Source organism: Thermomicrobium sp., from assembly GCF_053493975.1.
On sequence record NZ_JBRBZA010000004.1, the window covers coordinates 1 to 22196 of the forward strand.

Sequence of the window (22196 nt, forward strand, 5' to 3'; positions counted from 1 at the left end):
GGCAGCGCTCTGCGATCGCGGTATTCTGCTGACTCAAGGCGCCCAGCTCGATGGGACCTTCCGTTTCCACAAGGACGGGCAAGACATTGCGCAATTCGCACTCGTCTCGGCCTTCAGCGAGTACACCGTCTGTCCCGTCGACTCGGTGATCGAGATCGATCCCGATCTCCCGCTCGATCGCGCCTGCTTGGTCGGCTGTGCGGTGCCCACCGGCTGGGGTGCGGCCGTCAACCGGGCACGCGTGCGACCCGGGGGAGACGGTGGCCATCTTCGGGACGGGCGGGGTGGGGATGAACGCCGTGCAAGGGGCAGCGATGGCGGGTGCCGAGAAGGTCATCGCCATCGACCTGGTGGACTGGAAACTCGAGAAGGCCAGGGAATTCGGCGCGACCCACACGATCAACCCCACCCGCGAGGATCCCGTCCAGCGCATCATGGACATCACGAACGGGGTGGGCGCTGATGCCACCATCTTGACTCCGAGCCTGGTAACCCCATCGCTCCTCACGACTGCGACCCGTGCTACCCGCAAAGCGGGCCGAACCGTCATCGTGGGAGCGATCGGCCGCGACCCCAACGAGGTGGAAACTCACCCTCTCGACCTCATGTTCATGCTGATGGCGAAGGAGGTCTTCGGCACGATTTTCGGTCATAACGTACCGCGCATCGACATCCCACGCTTGCTCGCACTCTACCGGGACGGCAAGCTCAAGCTGGATGAACTCGTCACTCGCCGCTACCGACTCGACGAGATCAACCAGGCCTATCATGACGTCGAGCGCGGCCAGGTCATCCGCGGCGTGCTCGTCTTCGATTGACGAAGCGAGCGGCGTGCAGGCTGGTGGGGCGATAGTCCACCCCACCAGCCTGCTGACCAGGTTCGCACACCGTCCGGCATCCGCTAACCGACGAGCGAAGATCACTGAGCAACCAGCGTGGAAGCCGCTCGCGCGTATCAGGGTAGAGGCTCTCGACTCCGATTCCTGGTGGCGATATTGCTCGCCGCCACGGACCGAGCGACTGCATGCTATGATCGTGCCGGATCGCTCCGGGCCGGAGCGCTGAGCCGGGTCGGTGTGAGGGAACGCTGAGCCATGAAGTCAGTTCGCCGGGCTTCGTCTACACCACTCCGCTGCCCGCTCTGCGGTGGCGAACTCGAAGACGTCGTCGTCCGCCAGCTCGGACGTGTGACCGCACGTTTGCCCTGGCAACTTCATGCCGGACGTTGCCCCGAGCACGGCTGGTTTCAGGCCGAAGTCATCAGCCGGCCCCCTCGCGAAATTTTCCCCGTCAATCGCCCAGGTGGGATCGCCCGTCGCATCGTCTTGGAGGGCAAGGAGATCTACGCGTTCCCGACCATCTGGAACCGGCTGGATACGCGGCAAGAAGTCGACCCCTTCGACCCGCGCTACTGGCAGATCGATTGGGAACGACTCGGTATCCGCCCTCCCACTCGTGCGGTCCAACCGGAACCGGTCGAGACGCTCGTGGGGAGCCAGCAGCGTGCCTGAACTCCCCGAGGTCGAAGCGGCACGGCGCGGCATCGCCGAGCAGCTGCTCGGCCGCATCTGTACCGGCTACGAACTGTATCGCCCCCGACTCATCGTTGCCCCGACTGGCCTCTCACTGGCGCTCCTCGTCGGCCAACCCCTCCGCGAGGTCGGTCGCAAGGGCAAGTATCTTTGGTTGACTTTTCCCACCCTGACCTTACTCGTTCATCTCAAATTGACCGGCCAACTCGTGGCGCGCGGCAGCAACATTCCCGGCTTCGCTGCCGGACATCCGATCCCACCGTACGATGCGCCGCTTCCCCACAAGTCGACCGCTCTCCGGCTGGATTTCGCCCCCGATGAACACCTCTACCTGACCGATGTCCGTCACTTCGCCCGTGTCCAGCTCGTGCTTCCGGACGAGCTTCCCGCCACACTCGCTTCCTTGCCGCTCGGGCCAGACGCGCTCAGTGACGCGTTCACCCTGGAGTCTCTTCGGCACGGACTCGCCCGGCGTCGCGGAACCTCCCTCAAGGCCGCGCTTCTGGACCAGCGCGTCGTCGCTGGACTCGGCAACATTTATGTCGACGAAAGTCTCTGGTTCGCCCAACTCCATCCAGCGCGTCTGGTCGGAACGCTGCATGAGGACGAGATCGGTCGCCTGTACCAGGCGATCCGCGAGGTGCTAGCGATCGCGGTTCCTCTGGGAGGAGCCAAGATTCTCCACGGTCGGGCAGTCCCGCCAGTCGGCGAGTTTCCCTACGTTCACGGCCGAGCTGGCCAACCCTGCGTGCGCTGTGGCACCCCGATCGTCAAGCGGACCATCGCCGGTCGAGGGACGTACTACTGTCCCGTCTGTCAGCCGGAGCCCACTTCGACTCGCGTTGCCACCAGCGAGGACTCGGCAGCCTCGGCAGCTGCTTCCTGACCCGTTCCCCCGACCAGGTGACCATTTCCATTCGCCTCGTAAACCTCGCGCTTGAGGACACAGATGAAAGGAAGATTCCGATAGAGCTCGCGATAGTCGAGCCCATACCCGACGACGAACTCGTTGGGAATAGTGAAGCCGACGTATTTCACCGGGACCGGAACCAATCGCCGCTCGGCCTTATCGAGCAGCGCGCACACTTCGAGACTGGCTGGTTCGCGCTCGCGTAGCATGCGCACGATGAAGTCGAGCGTCAATCCCGTATTGACGATATCCTCGACCAGCAGCACATGCTTGCCGCGGATATCGAGATCGAGATCCTTCCGGATAGCGACTCCCTCGCGCAGGTCACGCGAGAGCTGCAGGTAGTCGATCGCCAGCGGTCGGGTGATCGCGCGAGCGAGATCAGCCAGGAAGAAGGTAATCCCCTTGAGAACACCCACCAGGACGAGCGACTCACCAGCGTAATCCGCTGAGATTTGCTCACCGAGTTCGGCCACCCGCCGCTGGATCTCAGCCGGACTCAAGAGAACTCGCTCGATCTGATCAGGGCGTAACGAGGTGATGTCCACCGAGCCATAGCCGAAGCGCGAGAGGATCTCGTGGTAGTCCTTGCGATAAAGGAGGACGATGTTCACGTGGGGATAAAGCTCCCGGAGTCGCCGGACCTTCCGGTGCTTGCGGGTCACCAGACTCTGTTTCATGGTCGTGAGTTCGACGTAGAGATCCTGCTCAGGGAGGTAGAAGTCGGGGGTGAACTGCTCGACGATCCGCCCATCTTGCCAGCGAAGAGGGAAGGAACGTGGTTCGTATTCCCAGGCGATCCGATAGAAATCGAGAAAGGCTGCGAACTCCGCTTCAGCTGGGTGCGCGAATCGCGGGCGTTGTACATCGGCACGACGCCCAGGTGACGGCTGCACCGCTGTCGTCATCGCACCTCCTTCACGCGATCAGCGTCTCCCCCTATCCCTCCCCACACCTGCGACAAGTATACCACACATCTTGCAAAAGAACTGTGACCACACAGTGACAGATTGGCACCTTTCTCGTACGAACGCACCGAGCACGAGTCCGTCTTCGCGCGACGAAGAGTCAGTGATGGCAGCTGCAGCCTCGCAGGCCTCGTGCCATCGAGGCAATCACTGCGGCGTCGCCGACGCGCGATCGTCGTTCGGTGGACCGCTCAGGTCGCTTCCGACAGACCGTAGCGGTGGCGTGCCTTGCTGGTCACGGTGATGCGGTCACCTTCGTCACCCGGCTTGCGGGCGATGAATCCTCGCCGCGCCTGCTCGGCAACCCACGCCTCGTCGAAGCCGTAGCGCTCAGCGAGAGCGGCGAAAGCTGCGACGGCGAGCGGTTCCTGAGCGACCGCCGCCCGGTACAACTCGCGTCGCCTTCGTTCGTCCTCGGAATCCGGTCGCAGGATGAGCCGCTCCACCGGTCGCTGACCATCGAGCACGGACTGGATCACTTCAGCAAGATCGTTCACGCCGACGTTCCGGTAGATCCAGCCCTGCGGATACACCACGATGTTCGGCCCGATGTCACAGAGATCGATCGAGTCACAGGTGTTCACCATGATCTCGGCATCCAGCCCGGCGCGCTTGAGCTCCAGGCGCAAGCGCGCCGCCACCTGTTGCGCGCCCTTTTGAGAGCAATGATTGGCCGTGCAGACCAGGACATGCGCTCGACACCAGTACATCCAATCGTTCCTTCCGTCGCTCTCGACGACTGGATAGTCAGCGACACACCGCGCGAAAGGCCATCTGGCCAGGAAAGCCGTTGCCGGGGCGCCGCACCAGCTGGTAGGAAGTGTAAACTGCTCCCGACTCGCCGGAGAGATCATCCGCGAGCTCCATACGACCACGCCGTCGCTCGCGCCTCGTCTTGCATGTCCCCTCGGGGTCGTGCTGCGACGACGATCGAGTTACCAGCATGATCCCCCAGGTCGAGTTCGCTGCCGCGTTCGCCGAAGGCTCGCTGTCCAACCGACCCTAGCAGGCCCTCGCAGTACCGTGCGTTACGAATCGGACATTTCGTATTCCACAAAATGTGGAAGACGCATCAAAACGCTGACTTGCATACGGTTCTCCGTATGTGATAGTCTCCTCCCAGATCACCACGCGAGGAGGCCCGGGACGGAAGGAAGGTATCGTATGCCGCTCGACTCGCCGGTAGACCGTGTGGCCATCTTCAAGCGCGGACTGGAAGGGCTGGCCACAGTGACTGGGCTCTCACTGACGACACTGGCCTGCTGTAACTGGCTGGTGATCCAATGGCTCGCTCTCCTGGTTTCCGCACTCGCCGGGACCGCTGCCTTCAGCTTCCTGGCACGCCTCGAGGCACCGCTTCTCTTCGCTGTCCTGGTCATTCTTCTCATCGCCAGCCTGCTGGCGCGTGACACCTTCTCCCGCATCCTGGACCTCACACTGGCTGCACTGGTCCTCGTGCTCGCTGTTCTCCTCCTGGCATGGCGACAGAATCCGACCGTCTCGTGGAACCTCCCCTTGCTCAGCTGGCTCTTTGTCCATCGCCAACAGACGCTCTTCGTCGCTTTTGCTGGCACGACTGGACTTCGCGTCGTTCACTGGTCGCTTTCTCGCCGTCGATTCATGACCCGATCCACCTGCTGTGCTCCAGCTGCGCTGGCGACCGAGCACGCTGGCCTCGGCGAACTCGCGCCCCGTACCGACACCGAGAAGGAGCAAGGACGATGACTCTAGCGAACCACGATTCGCCCCTCGTCACCTACGAACTCGACGTGGAAGGGATGACCTGCCCCGCCTGCGAGCGGCGCATCGAGGCAGCTGTAGAGGCTTCTGGCGGTATCGAGCCACAAGCGGACTGGCGGCGCAGCCGCGTTCGCTTCCTTGCCCCGCCCACCTTCGACCCCCAACTGCTCCTCGCTACCATTCGTGCTGCTGGCGGATCGCCACATCACTACGAGCCAGGGCAACTGCGGCGCCTCTCACCTCTCCAGCTGGACGCGAGGACGTCCGACGCTGAAGCCGACCTGGTGATCATCGGCGGTGGCTCAGCCGCCTTCGCTGCTGCGATCGAGGCCCGCCAACTCGGTGCCCGCGTCATCATGATCGAACGCGGCACGCTGGGCGGAACCTGCGTCAACGTTGGGTGTGTCCCCTCCAAGTTCTTGCTGCGCGCCGCCGAAGTCGCTCATCTAGCCGCGACGCCCCGCTATCGAGGGATCCGTAGCCAACTCGAGGCAGTCGATCTGGCAGCCCATGTCGCGCAGAAGCAAGACCTGATCGCCGCACTGCGGCGCGAGAAGTACGAGGCACTCGTCGACTACTACGGCTGGGAGCTCCTGCACGGCACGGCCCGCTTCGTCGATCCGACTACCGTCGCCGTCGGCGATCGCTCGATCCGCGCCCGCGCCTTCCTGATCGCGACTGGGGCCAGCCCAGCTCTCCCGCCGCTACCCGGTCTCGCTGAGACGCCTTTCTTGACGAGTACGAGCGCGCTCGACTTGGAGCGCGTCCCGGCCTCGCTGCTCGTGCTCGGTGCTGGGTATGTAGCCTTGGAACTCGGCCAAGCGTTCCAGCGGCTCGGCAGTCGCGTCACCCTCGTGCAGCGGCGAGCTCGGCTCTTGCCAGAAGTCGAGCCGGAGCTGGCCGAGCAGCTCCAGCAGGCACTCGCTGCGGACGGGATCCAGTTCCGTCTCGGCGTGCTCCCGCAGCGGATCGAGCGCGCTCCTGGTGGAGTACGTCTCCTCGTCCAACACCGTGATGGTCGCGAAGAGGCGCTCGAGGCCGAAATGCTGCTCGTGGCGACGGGACGTCGACCGAACGTGGACGAACTCGATCTCGCTGCTGCCGGCGTGGAACTCGACGCTCGGGGAGCCCCCAGACTCGATCCGACGCTCCGGACGACGAATCCCCGCATCTATGCAGCGGGCGACGTAACGCTCGGCCCACAGTTCGTCTATGTGGCGGCTGCGCAGGGCCGCCTGGCAGCCCGCAACGCGCTCCTCGGGGAGCAGCAGACCCTGCGCCTCGATGCCGTACCAGCCGTCATCTTCACGCAACCCCAGTTGGCGAGCGTGGGGCTGACCCGAGCAGATGCCGAGGCGCGCGGGCATCGGGTCGTCACCGGCTTCGCTCCTGCGTCGGTGATCGCCCGCGAGCGGGTCGAACTGCAACCGTTCGGCGGGGTGCTGCTCGTCGCCGATGCCGAGAGCGGGCGGATACTCGGCGTTCAGGCACTCGCCAGCGCTGCCGGGGAGTTGATCGAAGCAGCTACTCTGGCTGTCCATGCCGGTCTCACGCTCGCCGACCTCCGCGAGCACCTCGCTCCCTACCTCACGGTCGGAGAGGGGCTGAGCTTGGCTGCGCTCGCTGTCGAGCAGGATCCCGCGCATCTCTCGTGTTGCGCGTGAGGAAGCGACGCCTCACCGCCCACTCACTCGGGTCGTTGCCCTGGCCGAGCGCCCGCCAGGGCGCAAGAGTGCAAGCGCATGCTCAGGCAACGCTCGCGCGCTCTCGAACCGAGGGACTGCATGTTGTCTCACCGAACCGAGAACGTATTCGCGGAGCAACGTGCGTCTTTCGCGCGCTGCACGATCCCAGAGCGTTGCCGAGGCGAGAGAACGGCTCGTCCCACTTACTGCATCGCGTCGGAGCCTCGGACGCAGTTCGCTCCTGCACCAGTGGCGATCGGAGAGGATGGGACGTACCACAGCGGAGCACGGACGCTACCGAGTACGCTGCAGCACGCCCTTCAGCCGTATCGGTACTGGACGCCGAAACCACCACGCGGGTACGTCCAAGCGATATTGCGGAACTCGTAACAGACGATCCGGCAGGTCCCGCACTCGACGCAGCCCTCGTAGGAGAACTTGACCCGACCATCCGGGAGCGGCGTGTAGCACGCTGCTGGACAGCAGACGATGCACTGCTGCCGCTCGCATTGGAGACAGACGTCGGGATCGATGATCCAGATGTGCGCGCGCTCGCGATCGACGTGATAGGACGTCGTCGCCAGCTTCCGCTCGAGACCAGCCCGGTCGCGGATCGGATCGATGACCTGCACCATCTGGTACGATCCTCCTCGTTCTCTTGGGCAGTCTATCAGAAAGCGCGTGTGCCCCGCAGACGCTCGCATCCACTCAGGGAGACAACGCCTCCCGATACGGCTTTTCACGACAGCGATCAGCAGGGTACACTCAGCGGACCGGGGCATCGCGCCCCCGCAACGGAAGGAACCCGAGAACGATGGAAGACCGGAGAGTGCCGCTCGAGCGTGTCTGCGTTTTTTGTGGGTCGCGCCTCGGCAATCGCCCTGTTTACCGGCTGCATGCGCAACGCCTGGCCCGACTGCTCGCCGAGCGCGGGATCGGCATCGTCTACGGCGGCGGCAGCATCGGCCTCATGGGTGTCGTCGCCGATGCCGCGCTGGAAGCGGGCGGCGACGTGATCGGTGTCATCCCGGAAGTCCTGATGGCACGCGAGTTCGCCCACCCCAATCTCACGCGTCTCCACATCGTGCGGACGATGCACGAACGCAAAGCGCTCATGTCCGACTTGGCTGATGGCTTCGTCGCCCTGCCAGGAGGTTTCGGCACACTCGACGAACTCTTCGAGATCGTGACCTGGGCACAGCTCGGTATCCACACCAAACCAGTCGTGCTGCTCAACTCGGGCGACTATTACCGCCATCTGCTGGCGAGCGTGCGTCACGCGATCGACGAGGGGTTCATCGCCCCCGAACACGCCGGCCTTCTCATCGTGACCGATGACCCCGAGGAAGCCGTCGCGGCGCTCCTGACATATCAGCCACCGATCGCTGTCCCCCGTTGGATGGGACGGGAGGAGCGCTAGCGCTCCAGTCGCTGCAGGACGAAACGGGCCTGTCCGAGCGTCACTTCTGCCGTGGCCCAGGCCCACAGACGCGCGAGTAGCGGCCCAGGACCAGCTCGCCCGAGTCGCTCTTCGACCAGCGGGTGAGGACCGACCGTGAGCGAGACGCGATGCGGGCCGAGCGCGAAGCGATGGACGGGAATCCCCAAGACTGGATCGTCACTGGCCTCCCCTGGAGTCTCGAGGAGCGCTCGCCAGGCACTGACGGCTGGCGCAAGGTCACGGACGGCAATCACCACTTCGGCGACACCCCGGGCCCCATTCGCGTGCTCCGCCTGCTGGCCATGCGGCACGCGCTCTCGGCGCGGGGTCACGTCTTCGATCAGGAACGGCAGCTGACCTGTCAACTCGTCCGGGGGCGTCGCATTCTTCCACGCGATCGTGAATCCATCCGGGCGCGTCCGGCTCCCTGCCGTCAACTGGTAGCCGAAACCGGCTCGCTCGAGTCGCTGGCATTCCGCCTCGACACCCTCGACCAGGACGCAGAGATCGATGATCCCCCCTCCCGCAGTGCGAAAGCGGTGCCAGCGGTGAGCCGGGTTGTCCTCGTAAAAGGCCAGGAGTTCCAGATAGGCACCGTCGCTGAAACCGATCAGCGCGTTCTGCGTTCCCGTGGGGTGCGTTCCACCCAGTACGACCGAAAAACCGGCTCGACGATACTCCTCGATGGCCGTCTCGAGGTCCGGCACCAAAACGACCAGATGATCGATCTGACGGAGCACGTTCGACTCCCTTCCCCGCTCCTTTGCCGATGCTCGCCCGGCGAGCCACGCACCACGAGCAGTGTACGACGTTGGTCTTCCCGAGAGGCGCGTGCCGATGCCTCACCTGCCTCTCTTCCACCCATTCTTGCCCGGCGCGTTCTCTCCACGATACACTGGCCGGCGACCGTGCACGGAGCCCCGTGTCGGGTCTTCCCGCGAGGCGGCCGCTGCGTAGTTGGCGGTCGCCTCGCGAGGAGGCTCGGGCACCACGCTCGAGGGAGCAGCGAGCCTCTCGCACGCACCATCGCACGCTGAGGTGACGAGCGTCAGAGGAGGGCTCGTGCTCGCAGGTCTCGCATCGTTGTTCGTTTTGGCGGTTCTCGCCCCTTGGCTCGGGAGGCGACTCGCTGCCCGCTTCGGCTATCTGGCAGCACTCACCTCCTTCATCCTGTTCGTGTGGTACGCAAGCCAGCTACCCACCGTGACGCGCGGATCCACACGCATCGAAGTACTCTCGTGGCTCCCCACGCTCGGTTCGGATCTCGTGGTCCGCTTGGACGGGCTGGGTCTCCTGTTCGCGCTCCTGATCACTGGCATCGGTGCACTCATCGCGCTCTATGCGGTCTCCTATCTCGCACATCATCCACGACGCCAGGCCTTTTGGGTCGCACTCCTCGCCTTCGAGGCAGCGATGCTCGGCTTGGTGCTCGCCGATGACGTGATTCTCCTGTTCGTCTTCTGGGAACTCACCAGCATCACGTCGTTCTTCCTGATCGGTTTGGAAAACGAACGCGAGCGAGCACGCACCAGTGCGACGCAGGCCTTGATCGTCACCGGAAGCGGCGGGCTCGCCCTTTTGACCGGTCTCCTCATCCTCGCGCAGCGAACCGGCAGCCTGCGCCTGAGCGAAATCCTCGCTCTCGGCCCGCTCGCTGCCGACGGGCTGGTGACCACTGCTTTTCTCTTGATCCTGCTCGGTGCTGCAGCCAAGTCGGCTCAGGTGCCGTTGCACTTCTGGCTTCCCAACGCCATGGAAGCTCCCACCCCCGTGAGCGCGTATCTCCATTCGGCGACCATGGTCAAGGCCGGCGTGTACTTGTTGGCGCGGATGGCCCCCACGTTCGGCGAACACCCCTGGTGGCAGCCGAGCCTGAGTGTGGTGGGAGGAGCGACCGCCCTCGTTGGCGCCCTCCTCGCCGTCCAGCAGCGCGATCTCAAGCGGTTGCTCGCCTACAGCACGATCAGCGCCCTCGGGACGCTCGTCTTCCTGCTCAGCTTCGGCGAGCCTGGTTGGCTCCCCTTCACTCTTTTCTTGCTGGCTCACGCACTTTACAAGGGAGGAGCCTTCTTGCTCGCTGGCGCCATCGACCATGCGACAGGCGAGCGCGCGCTCGATCGCCTCGGCGGACTCGTTCGCCTTTCCCCCTGGCTCGCGGCCGCGGCAGTTCTCGTCGTCCTGGCTGCAGCGGGTCTACCACCGGCACTTTCTTTCGTCGCGAAGGAACTCGTGCTCGAGGCCTCTTGGCACGAGCTGCCACTCCCTGGCCTACTCGTCTTGCTCGCCGCGCTCAGCGGGCAGACAGCGGTCGCTTGGATCCTCGCGCGACCCTTCGTCGGCCAGCCGAGGCCAGCACCCGAGCACGCGCACGCTCCAGCCTGGGAACTCCTAGCTGCTCCCGCGCTGTTGGGTGCCGCCGCGTTCCTCTCCGGTCTTCTCGCTAGTTCCCTCGGCCCATTGGCGAGTGCAGTCGTCGCCAGCCTGTCAGGCCATGAGCCGACCAGTGTCAAGCTCGCCCTGTGGCACGGCCTCACCCCTGCAGTCGGCCTGAGCCTGCTCGTCCTGCTTCTCGGTGGGGCGCTCGCCATCGGCTGGCCGATCGCTCTTCGACTCGGCGACCGACTCCGCACGACTGAACCGTGGAGCCCAACAGCCGAAGCTCTCGCGGCGTGGGGGAGCGAGAGCTGGTACTTCCGAACGCTGGCGGTCATCAACGGCGTGGCTATCCGGCAGACACAGCTCTTACAGAGCGGCTACTTGCGCATCTACGTCATGGTCACGGTGCTGACGCTCGTCGCGCTCTCGGCGTTCGCTGTGGACCGGCACCGTGCCGAGCTCGTCACCAGCTGGCCTCGACCGCACCTGTCAGCGATCGACGTGGTCGACGCGAGCTTGGCACTCATCATCCTCGTCGCTACCCTCGTGGCAGTCCGTGCCACCGAGCGACTCGCTGCCATCGCGGCACTCGGCGCTCTCGGTTTCAGCCTCGCCGTGCTCTACGCTCGCTTCAGCGCACCGGATCTCGCGATCACGCAAGTACTCGTCGATACCTTGACCGTCGTCCTCCTCGTCTTCGCCTTCTATCGCCTGCCGCGCTATGCCCGCCTCTCGACGACCAGCGCCCGTGTCCGCGATGCGATCGTCGCCGTCCTCTTTGGGATGACGATGAGCCTTTTCGCGCTCCTGATGATCGGTTCCCCCGCGGGCGAGCGGATTTCTGCCTTCTTCCTCGAGGAGAGCTACCCAGCGGCACATGGCCGGAACGTCGTCAACGTCATCTTGGTCGACTTCCGCGCCCTGGACACGCTCGGCGAGATCACCGTGCTGGGCTTGGCCGGTCTCGGGGTGACCGCCTTGCTCTTCCGGCGTCGGCAGAAGGAGGAAGGAACGTGAGCACCCTTCCCTCGATCATCTTGCGGACGGCCGTCCGCTGGATCTCGCCGCTCCTCTTGCTGTTCAGCCTCTTCCTGCTCTTGCGCGGGCATCACGAACCAGGAGGTGGTTTCGCTGGTGGTTTGATCGCGTCCACCGGTTTCGCCCTCCTCACCTTCGGCTACAGCCTGCGCACAGCCCAGCGACTCCTCCGCGTACGACCGCTGATGTTGGTCGCCATTGGCCTCGCGTTCGCCGCAGCGAGCGGCCTCATCGCTTGGATCAGCGGGACGCCCTTCCTCACCGGCTTGTGGATCGGCGTGCCCCTTCCCGGCAACCTCCGCGTCGATCTCGGCACACCGCTCATCTTCGATATCGGGGTGTACGTGACAGTCATCGGGGCGACGCTGACCATGCTCTTCGCTTTTGCTGAGGAGTGACCGATGGAACTCTTCTTCGTTGCGATGATCGGAGTCTTGTACGGCGCTGGGTTGTACCTTTTGTTGCGCCGCAGCATCGTCAAGATGCTCGTCGGCCTGATCTTGTTGGGAAACGGAGCGAATCTCTTGATCTTTCTCTCCGGTGGTCTCGTGCGTGGGCGTCCGCCCCTCGTTCCGGAGGATCGAACGACGGTCCCATTCCCCAGCGCCGACCCGCTTCCGCAAGCCCTCATCTTGACGGCCATCGTCATCAGTTTCGGTGTGCTGGTCTTCACGGTCGCACTCGTCTACCGGACGTACCGGGCGCTCCGCAGCGATGACTTGGACGACCTGACGGCGACCGATCGGCTCGGCGAGGTACCGGCTCCTGCTCATCGACCGATCACGGCGGACCAGGAGGACGGCTTGGTTCGGGGAGAGGAGGAGCGCGCATGGGTCTCCTCCTGACGCTCCCACTTCTCCTCCCACTCGGATCGAGTCTTCTGCTCTTCGCGACTCGTCACAGCCGTCGGACGAGCCACCTCGTCGCGGTAACCAGCGCGACCGTTCTCCTCGTGCTCGTCAGCGGGTTGACCCTGCAGGTCGTCCGAAGTGGCATTCTCGTCGTTTCGATCGGTTCCTGGCCACCACCCTACGGCATCGTCCTGGTGGCCGACTTACTCAGCGCCCTCATGCTGCTCGTCTGCACGCTCGTCGCCTGGGCGACCGTGCTCTATTCCACCGCCTGGATCGATCCCGCCCGGGAGCGCCTCGGGTACTATCCGCTCATCTTCGCCTTGCTCTTCGGCGTCAACGGCGCGTTCCTCACTGGCGACATCTTCAACTTGTACGTCTGGTTCGAGGTTCTCCTGATGTCCTCGTTCGTGTTGCTCGTCCTCGGTGCCGAGCGAGGGCAGGTCGAAGGTGGACTCAAGTACGTCGCCCTGAACCTGCTCGCCTCCGCCTTTTTCCTGAGCGCGGTCGGCGTCCTCTATGGCGTGACCGGCACGCTCAACTTCGCACACCTGAGCCGAGCGGTACTCGGCATCGACCCGCTCGTGCTGGATCTTCTCGCCGTTCTCTTCGGGATCGCCTTCGGCATCAAGGCAGCGGTCTTCCCGCTCTTCTTCTGGCTCCCTGCTTCCTACCATACGCCGCCGGTGCCGGTCTCGGCACTCTTCGCCGGCCTCTTGACGAAGGTCGGCGTCTACACCCTCATCCGCGTCTTCACGCTCCTCTTCGTTCACGATCCCGGTTGGTCGCATCGTCTCCTCTTGGTCTGCGCCGCCCTGACCATGCTGACCGGTGTGCTCGGCGCACTGGCCCAGCAAGATGTCCGACGCATCCTGTCCTTCCATATCGTCAGCCAGATCGGCTACATGATCTTCGGTCTCGCGCTGCTGACCCCGCTCGGTCTCGCCAGTAGCGTCTTCTATCTCGTCCACCACATCGTGGTGAAGACCAACCTGTTTCTCATCGGCGGTCTGATCGAACGACTCGGGGGAAGCAGCCGACTCAGCGACCTCGGCGCCCTCTACCGTGCTCGTCCTTGGCTGGGACTCCTCTTTTTGGTCCCGGCGCTCTCCTTGGCCGGCCTTCCACCGCTCTCCGGCTTTCTGGCCAAGCTGCTGGTCATCCGCGCTGGGTTGGCCGCAGGTGCCTACTGGGCGACCGCCATCGCGGTCATCGTGAGCCTGTTTACGCTTCTCTCCATGCTCAAGATCTGGAACGAGGCTTTTTGGAAATCGCTACCGGTCGAGGTTTCGCCACACCAGCCACTTTCGGTGCGCCTGCTGCTGCCGGTCCTCGTGCTCGCGGCAGTGACGGTTCTGCTCGGCACCGCCAGCGAGCCGCTCCTGGTTTTGGCGACTCGCGCGGCAGACCAACTACTCGATCTCCAGGCCTACCAGCGAGCCGTGCTCGACCAACTCGGATCACCCACATGTGCATCGATCGGAGGTGTACCATGACGCTGTTCCTGCTCAATCTTCTGCTCGCCCTCGTCTGGGCTATGGCGGTCGGCCGCTTCACCGTTCCCCAGCTGCTGCTCGGCTATGTGCTCGGGTTTCTCGTGCTCGCCACGCTCGAGCCGCTCTGGGGCACTCCTCGGTACAGCGGACGCATCCTGCGAGGACTGCGCTTCGTCGCTTTTTTCTTCGCGGAACTCCTCCTGAGCTCGCTTCAGGTCGCTTATGACGTCATCACTCCGCGCCTGCGCGCCACTCCCCGCATTATCGCCGTTCCGCTCGATGCTGCCACCGAGACCGAGATTACGCTCTTGGCGAACTTTCTCACGCTCACCCCGGGAACCCTCTCACTGGATATCTCGGCCGACCGCCGAACACTTTATGTTCACGCCATGTACGCTCGCGATCGGCAGACATTCCTGACCGACGTGAAGCGCGGTTTGGAGGCTCGTCTTCTGGAGGTTCTGCGATGAGCGAGCGACTGATCGGCTTGTCCGGTGTCTCGCCACTGATCACCCTCAGCATGCTGCTGCTCACGGTGGGACTTCTGCTCGCCCTCGTCCGGGTAGTCCGTGGCCCCAGCATTCCGGACCGGGTCATCGCGCTCGACTTCATGGCCTCGCTGGTCGTCGGCCTGCTTCTCTTGCTGGGTGCGACACTCGAACTGCTGTCGATCGTCGACATCGCGATCGTGCTCGCCCTCATCGCGTTCCTGAGCACAGTCGCTTTCGCCTCGCTCATCGAGCGGAGGACACGCGAACCATGACCGTGCTGGCTGGTCTCCTGGCGCTGCTCGGCTCGCTCCTCATGATGATCGCTGGCATCGGCCTACTGCGCATGCCGGACTTCTATACCCGCATGCAGGCCGCCGCCAAGGCGGGGACACTGGGCATCCTGCTGATCGTTGCGGCGACCGGTTTGCTGCTCGGGAATCTCTCGGCGCTGCTCCACGCCCTGTTGGTGAGTCTTTTCTTCCTTTTGACCACCCCGCTCGCTGCGCACTTGCTCGGCCGCGCTGCGTATCTCTCCGGCATCCGACCGCTCGTCCACGAAGACGATTTGGCCGGACAGTATCATCCGAAGACGCACGAACTTCGGAGCGTCCCCAACTCGGCACCCCTGGATAGAACCGAAGCTTCACCCGAATGAGGTCCGGGCAGCGCTCGACGAATGCTCGCGAGGAGCCGGAGGCTTTCAGCCCTGTTGTTGCGTCTGTGTCTTGCGGGCCCGCCGCGCTGCTCGCCAGCGGATCATGGCGAGCGCATCCTCGGCAGTCAACGGCACGCGTCCCCGCGACGTCTGGCGATACTTGAACGGGTAACGGTGTGGCACGCTGTGCTTAGGCTGCTTGAGCCGTTGGTTGACGCGCTTGGCAGCTTGCCGCTTCAACTTCTTGACCATCGATTCGATCGCCATCGTCCTCGCTCCTTTCGCTCCGCCTACGGCGCGCTCGTGCGCCGCGGTACGAACGTATTGAGTGTCTCCACCTCTTGATCACCCAGGACACGTGCGCCATGGGGCACTCCGCCGGGAATGACCACGACGGTGCCAGGGCCGCAGATCGCCTCCTCGCCCGCGACCTCCAGCGCCAGCATCCCGCGCAGCACCATCGTTACCTGTTCCTCGGGGTGCGCATGGACGGGAAAGACCGATCCGGGAGCGTACCGGTAGCGAACCACGGTCTGCCGGTCGCCGTGCAGCGTCTGCCGGACGATACCGGGGCGAGGGGACTCCACCGGGAGCGCGTCCCACTGGACGACACTGGCCATCGACGCTTCGCTCATTGCGGGCGCTCCTCGCTCAGTCCAGCGCCGGGAGCCCGAGTCCGCACCGCTCGCGCACGACGGCCATCTTGGCCGCAGCCAGTTCCCGCGCCTTGGCGGCACCCTCGTGCAGCGTGCGGATCACGATCCCGGGCTGGGCGACCAGTTCCTCCAGTCGCTGTTGGATCGGTGCTAGCGCCTGGATGATCACTTCAGCCAAGTCCTGCTTGAACTGCCCGTATCCTTTCCCGGCATACCGCTCTTCCAGTTCCGGGATCGGAATACCGGAGAGGAGCGAATAGATCGTGAGCAGATTGGAGATCGCTGGCTTGCGCTCCTCATCGTAGCGGATCACCGTTTCCGAGTCAGTCACTGCCTTGCGGATCTTGCGACGGATCACCTCCGGTGGATCCCGCAACTCGATGCGGCTGTCCGGATCCGGGTCGCTCTTGCTCATCTTCTTGAGCGGATCGGTCAACGACATGATGCGCGCCCCAGCCGGCTTGATATCCGGCTCCGGGATCACGAACGTCTCGCCGAACGTGTTGTTGAACCGGATCGCCAAGTCGCGCGTCAGCTCGATGTGCTGCTTCTGGTCTTCACCGACGGGGACGACCGCTGCGTCGTAGAGCAAGATATCCGCTGCTTGAAGTACCGGATAGAAGAACAACCCTGCCCCGACGCGCTCGTTCCCCTTCGACTTTTCCTTGAATTGCGTCATCCGCCGCAGCTCACCGAACGTCGCCAACGTGCCCAGGATCCAGCACAGTTCCGTGTGCTCCCGGACATCCGACTGCACGAACAGGATCGAGCGCTCCGGATCGATCCCGGCTGCCAGGAGCACGCTCGCCACCTCGAGCGTCCGTTGCCGGAGCTCACGCGCATCGTAGGGGATCGTCATCGCGTGCAGGTCGACGATACTGAAGATATTGTCATACTGATCCTGCTGCAGCACCCAGTTCCGGATCGCTCCCAGATAGTTCCCCAGGTGGATGCCACCAGTCGGCTGGATTCCCGAGAACGCACGCGGCTTCCCCGCCATCCTCGCTCCTCCCGCATTCCGACCCACGAGGATACCACGAGCGCCGCGACGCTATTCCGCACATCGTGACTCGGCAGCCTCATCCACCGGTTCCTCCGCTGCCAGGGCCTCTCGCAGTTCCTCCGGTATCGGCACCGGACGCATCGTACGCGAGTCGACGAAGACCTGCACCAGATGACCGGTGACAGCTGGCTCGTCCTCGCCGTCCTTGACCAGCGCGAAGTCGAGCCGGAGAGACGAGCGGCCGAGCTTGCTCACCCACAAGCGACAGACGCCCCGATCGTGCACCCAGAGCGGCCGACGATAATCCGCCTCCACATGCACGCGCGGATTGACGATCCCCCACTCCTGCATTTTCTGCCGCGTGTAGCCGAGTCCCCAAAACAAGGCATGTTCCGCCTGCATGACGTAGCGGAACACGTTCGGATAGAAGATGAGCTCACCCGGATCGGCATCACCCCAATAGACGATGAACGGTACTTCGACTCGCCGCACACATCTGTCCTTTCCGTATCACTGGACCACCGTTTCGAGCGTGACTTCTCGGACCGCCCGCTGCTCGGTCCGCCGCATGAGGAGTGCTGCAGGAAACGCCAGGCTCGCCAGCGCCGTCCCTGCCACTAGGAACGGCACCCAGTGACCCCAAGAATAGAGAACCGAACTTCCCAGGGCACTCAACGCTGCCCCGCTCATGCCGGCCGTCGTGTACGCCCCCTGCACCCGGCCCTGCTGCTGCGCACCGGCGATCGCCGAGAGATAGGCATCCACCGTCGGCGTCAACAGTCCGGCGATCGCCCCCTCCAGCGCACCGAGCAGCAGGAGGACGGGCACCGAGGGGATACCGTATCCGAGCACGACGAGACCGAGCAGGACCGCCAGGCCGAGCACCCGCCGCCAACGCGGCCGCCGGTTGGCCAATTTGCCACCCAGCGGGAGCGTGACGAGATTGGCCACCGAGAAGGCGGTGTACGAGAGCCCCAATTCCAACTCGGTAGCGCCGATCTCACTGAGATAGATGCTCCAGATCCCCGTGAAGATTCCGACCGGCACCTCGAAGCCGAAGGCGAGCAACATCGCTGCCAACAGTGCCGTGCCCAAGAGTCGCGCCCCTCGCTGGCTGCCCGGTGCGTCTGCTTTCCTCGCCGGCTCCGGCAAACGAAAGCGCCGGAAGGCGAACCAAGCCGGGAGGGCCAGGGCAGCTTCACTCAAACCGCTCGCGACGACGAGCGGTGTCTTCCCGACGACCGCAGCCAAGAGCCCGCCGACAGCCGGCCCGAGCAACCACCCGACGTTCAGGACACCCCAGAAGGCCGCGTACGCCTCGCCGCGCCGTTCGAGTGGCGTCAGATCAGCGATGAGCGCTCGCACCGCCGGATAGATCAGTGCGAGACCCACACCCTGCAAAACACGCAAGGCGATGAACAGCGCCGGCGTCTCGACGACCGCAAAACCAGCGGTAGCCAGCCCCTCGATCGCGAGACCAGCGGCCACCGGTTTGGCTCGCCCGATGCGGTCGGCCAGCGCCCCGGCCGGAAACTGAAACGCGAGTTGTGCCAAGAGGAAGCCGGATGCCATGAGGCCGACTGCCCCGTAAGAGGCTCCTTTCTCGCGCGCCACCAAGGAGAGAAACGGAACGACGACCCCTGTCACCAAGCCAGCGAGCAGCGTCAAGCCCAGCACCGCACGCAGCGCCGGCTGGCGTACCACCCACGGGCGAGGAATCACCCACCGCATCGCTCGGCACCCTCATGACCGGCCAGTGCCGGCCGAAAAACGCTGCTCGGACACGAGCGACGGTCGGCGCAGCAGCGGGAAGCGGAGCGCCACCGCACCGATGGCGAGAACTGCCAGCACCACGAGCAGGCTCACCGCCAACGGTGCACCCCAACGATCAGCGACTGCTCCGGCCGGCAATGTCCCGATCGGCAGCAGCCCCCAGGTCAAGAGATAGACGCTCAGCACGCGACCGCGGATGTCGTCCTCCACGGCCAACTGCAGCAACGTATTCGTCGTCGCCATGTAGACTGCTCCCATCACCCCGGCGATCGAGAGGAAGGCCGCTGCCAGCCAGGGCACGCTCGTCTGCGCAAAGGCGAACACTGCCGCCGCGAACAGCAGCACCGTCGCCACGAGTACGCGCGGCGATTCTCCCCACTCTCGCCGGGCGGCGACCGCGACCGATCCGATGACCGCACCGAGCCCATTCAGGGCCATCAGCACGCCCAGACCGGTCGCCCCTAACCCGAGCTCGTCCCGCGCGAAAACGGGCAAAAGGTTCATGTAAGGGAAAATGAGCAGCGTTGGTAAGGTCGCCAGCGCCATCAGGGCCAGGAGCTGTTCGCGCCGCCAGACCGCCACCAGACCCTCGACGAACGCTCCCCAGAACGGCGACCGGTTCCCCACGGGTCGCACAGCTGGCAAGCGCCACGTGATACCGACCGACGCAACCTGAAACAACGCGCAGACCGCGAAGGCTCCCGTCAGCCCGACCGCGCCGACGAGCGGTCCTGCCAATGCCGGGCCGACGATGCGCGGCGCATTCTGTGCAGTCGAGATCAAGGCAACCGCATTGGCCAGCGCCTCGCGCCTGACCAGGTTGGCGACCAAGGCACTCCTCGTCGTGAACACAACTGCCATACCCGCCCCGGAGACGAACGCCGCCAAGAGCAACTGCCAGGGCTCCAACCGCTCCAGCCAGAGGAGAAGGACGAGTCCGACGGTGACCAGCGCGACGACGACTTGCGCGGCGAGCAAAACCAGCCGGCGATCCAGCCGATCGATCAGCACTCCCGCCGGTAAACTGACCACGAGCATCGGTATCCCGTTGAGAAAACCAGTCAAGCCGACGAAAAAGGGAGAATCGGTGAGGACCAGCGCCAGCCAGCCGATCAAGAGCGACCACATCCAGAAGGCCGCGTTCGTCGTCAGGGTCGTCCCGAACAAGAGCCGGAACGCCGGATATGTTCGCAACGAATAGAGGATGCCCCTGCGCTCGCTCCCTACCGGTTGTCCGCGATGCGCTGCTGCCATCTGCTCCCCCACACTTCGACGATGCTACCATGCTCCTGACTGTCCGGTTGAAGACGGGCTTCGCCGGTCGGGTAGAATGAGTCGAGCGATCAGGAACGTTTTTGCCGGTTCCGATCCAGAAACCGAGGGGAGCCGCCGATGGAAACGATCGAGAAGTATCGCGAGTACGTCTGCACGAGCTTCGTGGCCGCAGTGGAGCCGGTCGTGGTGGAGCGAGCGAGTGGTGCGACCGTCATCGACAGTGCGGGACGCGAATATATCGACTGCTTCGCCGGGATCGCCGTCACCAACGCTGGCCATTGTCATCCCAAGGTGATCGCGGCCGCCAAAGCGCAGGCCGACAAACTGGTGCATGCCGCCAGCTACGTCTATCACGTGCCGGTGGTCGCCGACCTTGCCGAGCGGCTCACCCAGATCACGCCGGGTGCACTCAGGAAGACCTTCTTCGGTAACAGCGGGGCCGAGGGGATCGAAACAGCGCTCCGCATGGCCAAGGCCTACACTGGACGGAACGAGTTCATCGCGCTGACTCACTCCTTCCACGGGCGCACGGTCGGCACCCTTTCGGTCACCGGCAACATGCTGCGCAAGAAGCGCGGGGGACCGTATCTTCCTGGCATCGCGTTCGCTCCGGCACCCTACCTCTACCGCAACCCCTTCGGGACCGACGATCCGGAGATCCTCGCCCAGCGCTGCGCCGAAATGGTCGAGTGGGCGATCAAGTACCAAACGTCCGGCAACGTCGCCGCCTTCATCGCCGAGCCGGTGCTGGGCGAGGGCGGCATCATCGTGCCACCGGCCAACTATTTCCGCTACGTCAAGGACGTGCTCGACCGCTACGGCATCCTCTTCATCGTCGACGAAGTGCAAAGCGGCTTCGGTCGCACCGGCAAGCTTTTCGCCATCGAGCATTACGGCGTCGAGCCGGATATCATGGTCATGGCCAAGGGGATCGCCGATGGCTTCCCGCTCTCGGCCTGCATCGCCCGCGCCGAGATCGCCGATGCCTTCCAGCCCGGCGAGCACCTCTCGACCTTCGGCGGCAACCCGGTTTCCTGCGCGGCGGCGCTCGCCAATATCGAGGTCATGCTGGAAGAAGACTTGCCCGGTCAGGCTGCCCGCAAGGGTGAGCAGGTGCTGGCTCAGCTCCGCGAACTCGCGGCCGAGCACACCCTGATCGGCGATGTGCGTGGACTCGGACTGATGATCGGCGTGGAATTGGTCACTGATCGTCGCACGAAACAGCCAGCAGCCAAGCAGGCCGCCGCTCTGCGCGCCTACTGCCGCGAACACGGGGTCCTCATCGGGGTCGGCGGGCAAGAGGGGAACGTGGTCCGCTTCCAGCCGCCGCTCACCATCAGCTGGGAGCAACTCGAGCGCGCGCTGACCGTCTTCGCTGATGGGCTGCGAACCGTGAGCTGCTCCTGAGGGTGAGATCAGTGAGCTGTCCCCTGGCCGCTGCCGGCGTCTCCGGCTCGTTTCGCCGAGCGGTCGAGATGGGTCATGGACAGGAACCGCGCCCAGCCCTGGAGAGCCGCCGATGCGGACGACGCTCGTCGGGTCGACACGAGGAGCGAGGATACCTCGGTCGGCGGCGGTCCGTCGCGCCTGCTACCATTCGGTCAGCGTTCCGCGAGACAGGAACGGGAAAAGCCGCGATGTTCCTCCGTTACCTTTTCGAAGGGATCGCAGTCGGCTGCTCCGCGATCCTCGCCCTGATCCTCGCTGTCGCAGCCGCCCTGTTCCTCCTCACCGCCTTACCCGGCTCAGAGGCCTCTCGCGCGGACCTTCCTCCGTCCCTCGGAAGTGCAGAAATCGTGCTCCTCATCGTGCTCTTCCTGGCCATCGTCATCGCCTGGATCACCGGTCGTGTCTTGTTGAGCCGCCGTTGACGAGCAGGACAGTGGCACGCGTCTTTCGATTCCCTTTCCACAGTTCCCCGCACCCTGCTACGCTTCAGCTGTTCCCGAGCGTCGGGTGAGTGACGGAACCGGAAGGAGCTGGAACCATGGCCGCACGGAGCCTGAATCACGTCAGTATCGTCGCGAAAAATCTCGAGGAGTCGGTGCGTTTCTACGAAGAGGTATTCGGTCTCGAGCGGATCCCGACGCCCAATTTTGGGCATCCGGTGCAATGGCTGCGGATCGGTGACCTTCAGCTCCACATCTTCGAACGGCCGGAAGAAGCACGGCGTTATGCGCACTTCGCCTTGACAGTCGATGATCTTCCCGCCGTCTACGAGAAGGCACGAGCGCGCGGCTGCTTGGACGGAGAGACGTTCGCCCACCACCTCGTCCAGCTCCCGAACGGGAATGTCCAACTCTATG

General features: G+C 64.4%; 27 protein-coding genes. 16 read left to right on the forward strand and 11 right to left on the reverse strand.

From position 1 onward, the window contains the following. On the reverse strand, nt 1-337 hold a 337-nt coding region (locus ACWIVK_RS00280), incomplete at its 3' end, for a hypothetical protein (protein ID WP_448574545.1). Between ACWIVK_RS00280 and ACWIVK_RS00285 the strand changes: the two genes are divergently transcribed. The 3 genes from ACWIVK_RS00285 to ACWIVK_RS00295 all read left to right on the forward strand — a co-directional run bounded on the left by ACWIVK_RS00285 (nt 315) and on the right by ACWIVK_RS00295 (nt 2418). Then, on the forward strand, nt 315-818 hold the full coding sequence (locus tag ACWIVK_RS00285) for a zinc-binding dehydrogenase (protein WP_448574546.1): 504 nt from the start codon (nt 315-317) through the stop codon (nt 816-818). The two genes, ACWIVK_RS00280 and ACWIVK_RS00285, sit on opposite strands and share 23 nt — an antisense overlap. A 276-nt stretch (nt 819-1094) precedes the next feature. Beyond that, entirely contained in the window at nt 1095-1511 is a 417-nt protein-coding gene (locus ACWIVK_RS00290; protein ID WP_448574547.1) for a hypothetical protein, read from the forward strand. After that, nucleotides 1504-2418, forward strand: a complete 915-nt coding sequence (locus ACWIVK_RS00295; protein ID WP_448574548.1) for an Fpg/Nei family DNA glycosylase — start codon at nt 1504-1506, stop codon at nt 2416-2418. Before ACWIVK_RS00290 ends, ACWIVK_RS00295 begins: the two co-directional genes overlap by 8 nt. On the opposite strand, the gene hpt is transcribed toward ACWIVK_RS00295, so the two are convergent. Then, nucleotides 2349-3350, reverse strand: a complete 1002-nt coding sequence (gene hpt, locus ACWIVK_RS00300; RefSeq protein ID WP_448574549.1) for a hypoxanthine phosphoribosyltransferase — start codon at nt 3348-3350, stop codon at nt 2349-2351. The two genes, ACWIVK_RS00295 and hpt, sit on opposite strands and share 70 nt — an antisense overlap. Nucleotides 3351-3601: 251 nt before the next feature. Further along, the gene (locus tag ACWIVK_RS00305) at nt 3602-4120 is read right to left on the reverse strand and encodes a (2Fe-2S) ferredoxin domain-containing protein (protein WP_448574550.1); all 519 of its coding nucleotides are present in this window, start codon (nt 4118-4120) and stop codon (nt 3602-3604) included. A 454-nt stretch (nt 4121-4574) separates the two neighbouring features. Here ACWIVK_RS00305 and ACWIVK_RS00310 point away from each other — a divergent pair, with 454 nt between their 5' ends. Further along, complete coding sequence (locus ACWIVK_RS00310) at nt 4575-5135, forward strand: hypothetical protein (protein ID WP_448574551.1); 561 nt, start codon at nt 4575-4577, stop codon at nt 5133-5135. Beyond that, on the forward strand, nt 5132-6814 hold the full coding sequence (gene merA, locus ACWIVK_RS00315; protein ID WP_448574552.1) for a mercury(II) reductase: 1683 nt from the start codon (nt 5132-5134) through the stop codon (nt 6812-6814). The genes ACWIVK_RS00310 and merA overlap by 4 nt, the downstream gene beginning before the upstream one ends. A gap of 341 nt (nt 6815-7155) precedes the next feature. Here merA and ACWIVK_RS00320 read toward each other — a convergent pair whose 3' ends face one another. After that, nucleotides 7156-7470: a ferredoxin family protein gene (locus ACWIVK_RS00320; protein ID WP_448574553.1), complete on the reverse strand. Its 315-nt coding sequence runs from the start codon at nt 7468-7470 to the stop codon at nt 7156-7158. A 179-nt stretch (nt 7471-7649) separates the two neighbouring features. Here ACWIVK_RS00320 and ACWIVK_RS00325 point away from each other — a divergent pair, with 179 nt between their 5' ends. Continuing rightward, the gene (locus tag ACWIVK_RS00325; protein ID WP_448574554.1) at nt 7650-8255 is read left to right on the forward strand and encodes an LOG family protein; all 606 of its coding nucleotides are present in this window, start codon (nt 7650-7652) and stop codon (nt 8253-8255) included. Here the strand turns inward: ACWIVK_RS00325 and ACWIVK_RS00330 are convergent. Further along, nucleotides 8252-9016: a VOC family protein gene (locus ACWIVK_RS00330; protein ID WP_448574555.1), complete on the reverse strand. Its 765-nt coding sequence runs from the start codon at nt 9014-9016 to the stop codon at nt 8252-8254. The genes ACWIVK_RS00325 and ACWIVK_RS00330 overlap by 4 nt on opposite strands. A gap of 322 nt (nt 9017-9338) precedes the next feature. On the opposite strand from ACWIVK_RS00330, the gene mbhE reads away from it, so the two are divergent. From mbhE to mnhG, 7 genes are read left to right on the forward strand one after another with little or no spacing between them, the layout of a single operon-like run. Continuing rightward, the gene (gene mbhE / locus ACWIVK_RS00335) at nt 9339-11669 is read left to right on the forward strand and encodes a hydrogen gas-evolving membrane-bound hydrogenase subunit E (protein WP_448574556.1); all 2331 of its coding nucleotides are present in this window, start codon (nt 9339-9341) and stop codon (nt 11667-11669) included. Further along, entirely contained in the window at nt 11666-12088 is a 423-nt protein-coding gene (locus ACWIVK_RS00340; RefSeq protein ID WP_448574557.1) for a Na+/H+ antiporter subunit B, read from the forward strand. Before mbhE ends, ACWIVK_RS00340 begins: the two co-directional genes overlap by 4 nt. 3 nt (nt 12089-12091) lie before the next feature. Further along, a complete protein-coding gene (locus ACWIVK_RS00345) occupies nt 12092-12535 on the forward strand; it encodes a Na+/H+ antiporter subunit C (RefSeq protein ID WP_448574558.1) in 444 nt (147 codons plus the stop codon). Continuing rightward, the gene (locus ACWIVK_RS00350; protein WP_448574559.1) at nt 12520-14037 is read left to right on the forward strand and encodes a Na+/H+ antiporter subunit D; all 1518 of its coding nucleotides are present in this window, start codon (nt 12520-12522) and stop codon (nt 14035-14037) included. The genes ACWIVK_RS00345 and ACWIVK_RS00350 overlap by 16 nt, the downstream gene beginning before the upstream one ends. After that, nucleotides 14034-14507, forward strand: a complete 474-nt coding sequence (locus ACWIVK_RS00355; protein WP_448574560.1) for a Na+/H+ antiporter subunit E — start codon at nt 14034-14036, stop codon at nt 14505-14507. The genes ACWIVK_RS00350 and ACWIVK_RS00355 overlap by 4 nt, the downstream gene beginning before the upstream one ends. Beyond that, entirely contained in the window at nt 14504-14800 is a 297-nt protein-coding gene (locus tag ACWIVK_RS00360) for a monovalent cation/H+ antiporter complex subunit F (RefSeq protein WP_448574561.1), read from the forward strand. Before ACWIVK_RS00355 ends, ACWIVK_RS00360 begins: the two co-directional genes overlap by 4 nt. Continuing rightward, nucleotides 14797-15183 carry a monovalent cation/H(+) antiporter subunit G gene (mnhG, locus tag ACWIVK_RS00365; protein ID WP_448574562.1) on the forward strand — a complete coding sequence of 129 codons (387 nt, stop codon included), beginning with the start codon at nt 14797-14799 and terminating at the stop codon, nt 15181-15183. The genes ACWIVK_RS00360 and mnhG overlap by 4 nt, the downstream gene beginning before the upstream one ends. Nucleotides 15184-15228: 45 nt before the next feature. Here mnhG and ACWIVK_RS00370 read toward each other — a convergent pair whose 3' ends face one another. Genes ACWIVK_RS00370 through ACWIVK_RS00395 form a run of 6 tightly spaced genes read right to left on the reverse strand, consistent with a single transcriptional unit; the run spans nt 15229 to nt 19869 of the window. Continuing rightward, complete coding sequence (locus ACWIVK_RS00370) at nt 15229-15450, reverse strand: hypothetical protein (protein ID WP_448574563.1); 222 nt, start codon at nt 15448-15450, stop codon at nt 15229-15231. Between the two features lie 23 nt (nt 15451-15473). Beyond that, on the reverse strand, nt 15474-15818 hold the full coding sequence (locus ACWIVK_RS00375; protein WP_448574564.1) for a cupin domain-containing protein: 345 nt from the start codon (nt 15816-15818) through the stop codon (nt 15474-15476). A 16-nt stretch (nt 15819-15834) separates the two neighbouring features. After that, nucleotides 15835-16839, reverse strand: a complete 1005-nt coding sequence (gene trpS, locus ACWIVK_RS00380) for a tryptophan--tRNA ligase (RefSeq protein ID WP_448574565.1) — start codon at nt 16837-16839, stop codon at nt 15835-15837. A 51-nt stretch (nt 16840-16890) separates the two neighbouring features. Beyond that, nucleotides 16891-17334: an acyl-CoA thioesterase gene (locus tag ACWIVK_RS00385; RefSeq protein WP_448574566.1), complete on the reverse strand. Its 444-nt coding sequence runs from the start codon at nt 17332-17334 to the stop codon at nt 16891-16893. 18 nt (nt 17335-17352) lie between these two features. Further along, a complete protein-coding gene (locus ACWIVK_RS00390; protein WP_448574567.1) occupies nt 17353-18573 on the reverse strand; it encodes an MFS transporter in 1221 nt (406 codons plus the stop codon). Between the two features lie 12 nt (nt 18574-18585). Next, nucleotides 18586-19869 carry an MFS transporter gene (locus ACWIVK_RS00395; RefSeq protein WP_448574568.1) on the reverse strand — a complete coding sequence of 428 codons (1284 nt, stop codon included), beginning with the start codon at nt 19867-19869 and terminating at the stop codon, nt 18586-18588. A 138-nt stretch (nt 19870-20007) separates the two neighbouring features. Between ACWIVK_RS00395 and ACWIVK_RS00400 the strand changes: the two genes are divergently transcribed. The 3 genes from ACWIVK_RS00400 to ACWIVK_RS00410 form a co-directional block, all read left to right on the forward strand. Further along, a complete protein-coding gene (locus ACWIVK_RS00400; RefSeq protein WP_448574569.1) occupies nt 20008-21297 on the forward strand; it encodes an aspartate aminotransferase family protein in 1290 nt (429 codons plus the stop codon). Between the two features lie 230 nt (nt 21298-21527). Further along, a complete protein-coding gene (locus tag ACWIVK_RS00405; RefSeq protein ID WP_448574570.1) occupies nt 21528-21761 on the forward strand; it encodes a hypothetical protein in 234 nt (77 codons plus the stop codon). A gap of 116 nt (nt 21762-21877) precedes the next feature. Further along, nucleotides 21878-22196, forward strand: a 319-nt coding sequence (locus tag ACWIVK_RS00410) for a VOC family protein (protein ID WP_448574571.1), incomplete at its 3' end; no start/stop codon positions are given.

Excerpts from the sequence above, each read along its gene's own strand:
- ACWIVK_RS00285 (WP_448574546.1), top strand. The coding sequence starts at position 315 with ATGGCGGGTGCCGAGAAGGTCATCGCCATCGACCTGGTGGACTGGAAA.
- ACWIVK_RS00290 (WP_448574547.1), top strand. The coding sequence starts at position 1,095 with ATGAAGTCAGTTCGCCGGGCTTCGTCTACACCACTCCGCTGCCCGCTC.
- hpt (WP_448574549.1), bottom strand. The coding sequence starts at position 3,350 with ATGACGACAGCGGTGCAGCCGTCACCTGGGCGTCGTGCCGATGTACAA.
- ACWIVK_RS00305 (WP_448574550.1), bottom strand. The coding sequence starts at position 4,120 with ATGTACTGGTGTCGAGCGCATGTCCTGGTCTGCACGGCCAATCATTGC.
- ACWIVK_RS00310 (WP_448574551.1), top strand. The coding sequence starts at position 4,575 with ATGCCGCTCGACTCGCCGGTAGACCGTGTGGCCATCTTCAAGCGCGGA.
- merA (WP_448574552.1), top strand. The coding sequence starts at position 5,132 with ATGACTCTAGCGAACCACGATTCGCCCCTCGTCACCTACGAACTCGAC.
- ACWIVK_RS00320 (WP_448574553.1), bottom strand. The coding sequence starts at position 7,470 with ATGGTGCAGGTCATCGATCCGATCCGCGACCGGGCTGGTCTCGAGCGG.
- ACWIVK_RS00325 (WP_448574554.1), top strand. The coding sequence starts at position 7,650 with ATGGAAGACCGGAGAGTGCCGCTCGAGCGTGTCTGCGTTTTTTGTGGG.
- ACWIVK_RS00345 (WP_448574558.1), top strand. The coding sequence starts at position 12,092 with ATGGAACTCTTCTTCGTTGCGATGATCGGAGTCTTGTACGGCGCTGGG.
- ACWIVK_RS00350 (WP_448574559.1), top strand. The coding sequence starts at position 12,520 with ATGGGTCTCCTCCTGACGCTCCCACTTCTCCTCCCACTCGGATCGAGT.
- ACWIVK_RS00355 (WP_448574560.1), top strand. The coding sequence starts at position 14,034 with ATGACGCTGTTCCTGCTCAATCTTCTGCTCGCCCTCGTCTGGGCTATG.
- ACWIVK_RS00360 (WP_448574561.1), top strand. The coding sequence starts at position 14,504 with ATGAGCGAGCGACTGATCGGCTTGTCCGGTGTCTCGCCACTGATCACC.
- mnhG (WP_448574562.1), top strand. The coding sequence starts at position 14,797 with ATGACCGTGCTGGCTGGTCTCCTGGCGCTGCTCGGCTCGCTCCTCATG.
- ACWIVK_RS00370 (WP_448574563.1), bottom strand. The coding sequence starts at position 15,450 with ATGGCGATCGAATCGATGGTCAAGAAGTTGAAGCGGCAAGCTGCCAAG.
- ACWIVK_RS00375 (WP_448574564.1), bottom strand. The coding sequence starts at position 15,818 with ATGAGCGAAGCGTCGATGGCCAGTGTCGTCCAGTGGGACGCGCTCCCG.
- trpS (WP_448574565.1), bottom strand. The coding sequence starts at position 16,839 with ATGGCGGGGAAGCCGCGTGCGTTCTCGGGAATCCAGCCGACTGGTGGC.
- ACWIVK_RS00390 (WP_448574567.1), bottom strand. The coding sequence starts at position 18,573 with ATGCGGTGGGTGATTCCTCGCCCGTGGGTGGTACGCCAGCCGGCGCTG.
- ACWIVK_RS00395 (WP_448574568.1), bottom strand. The coding sequence starts at position 19,869 with ATGGCAGCAGCGCATCGCGGACAACCGGTAGGGAGCGAGCGCAGGGGC.
- ACWIVK_RS00400 (WP_448574569.1), top strand. The coding sequence starts at position 20,008 with ATGGAAACGATCGAGAAGTATCGCGAGTACGTCTGCACGAGCTTCGTG.
- ACWIVK_RS00405 (WP_448574570.1), top strand. The coding sequence starts at position 21,528 with ATGTTCCTCCGTTACCTTTTCGAAGGGATCGCAGTCGGCTGCTCCGCG.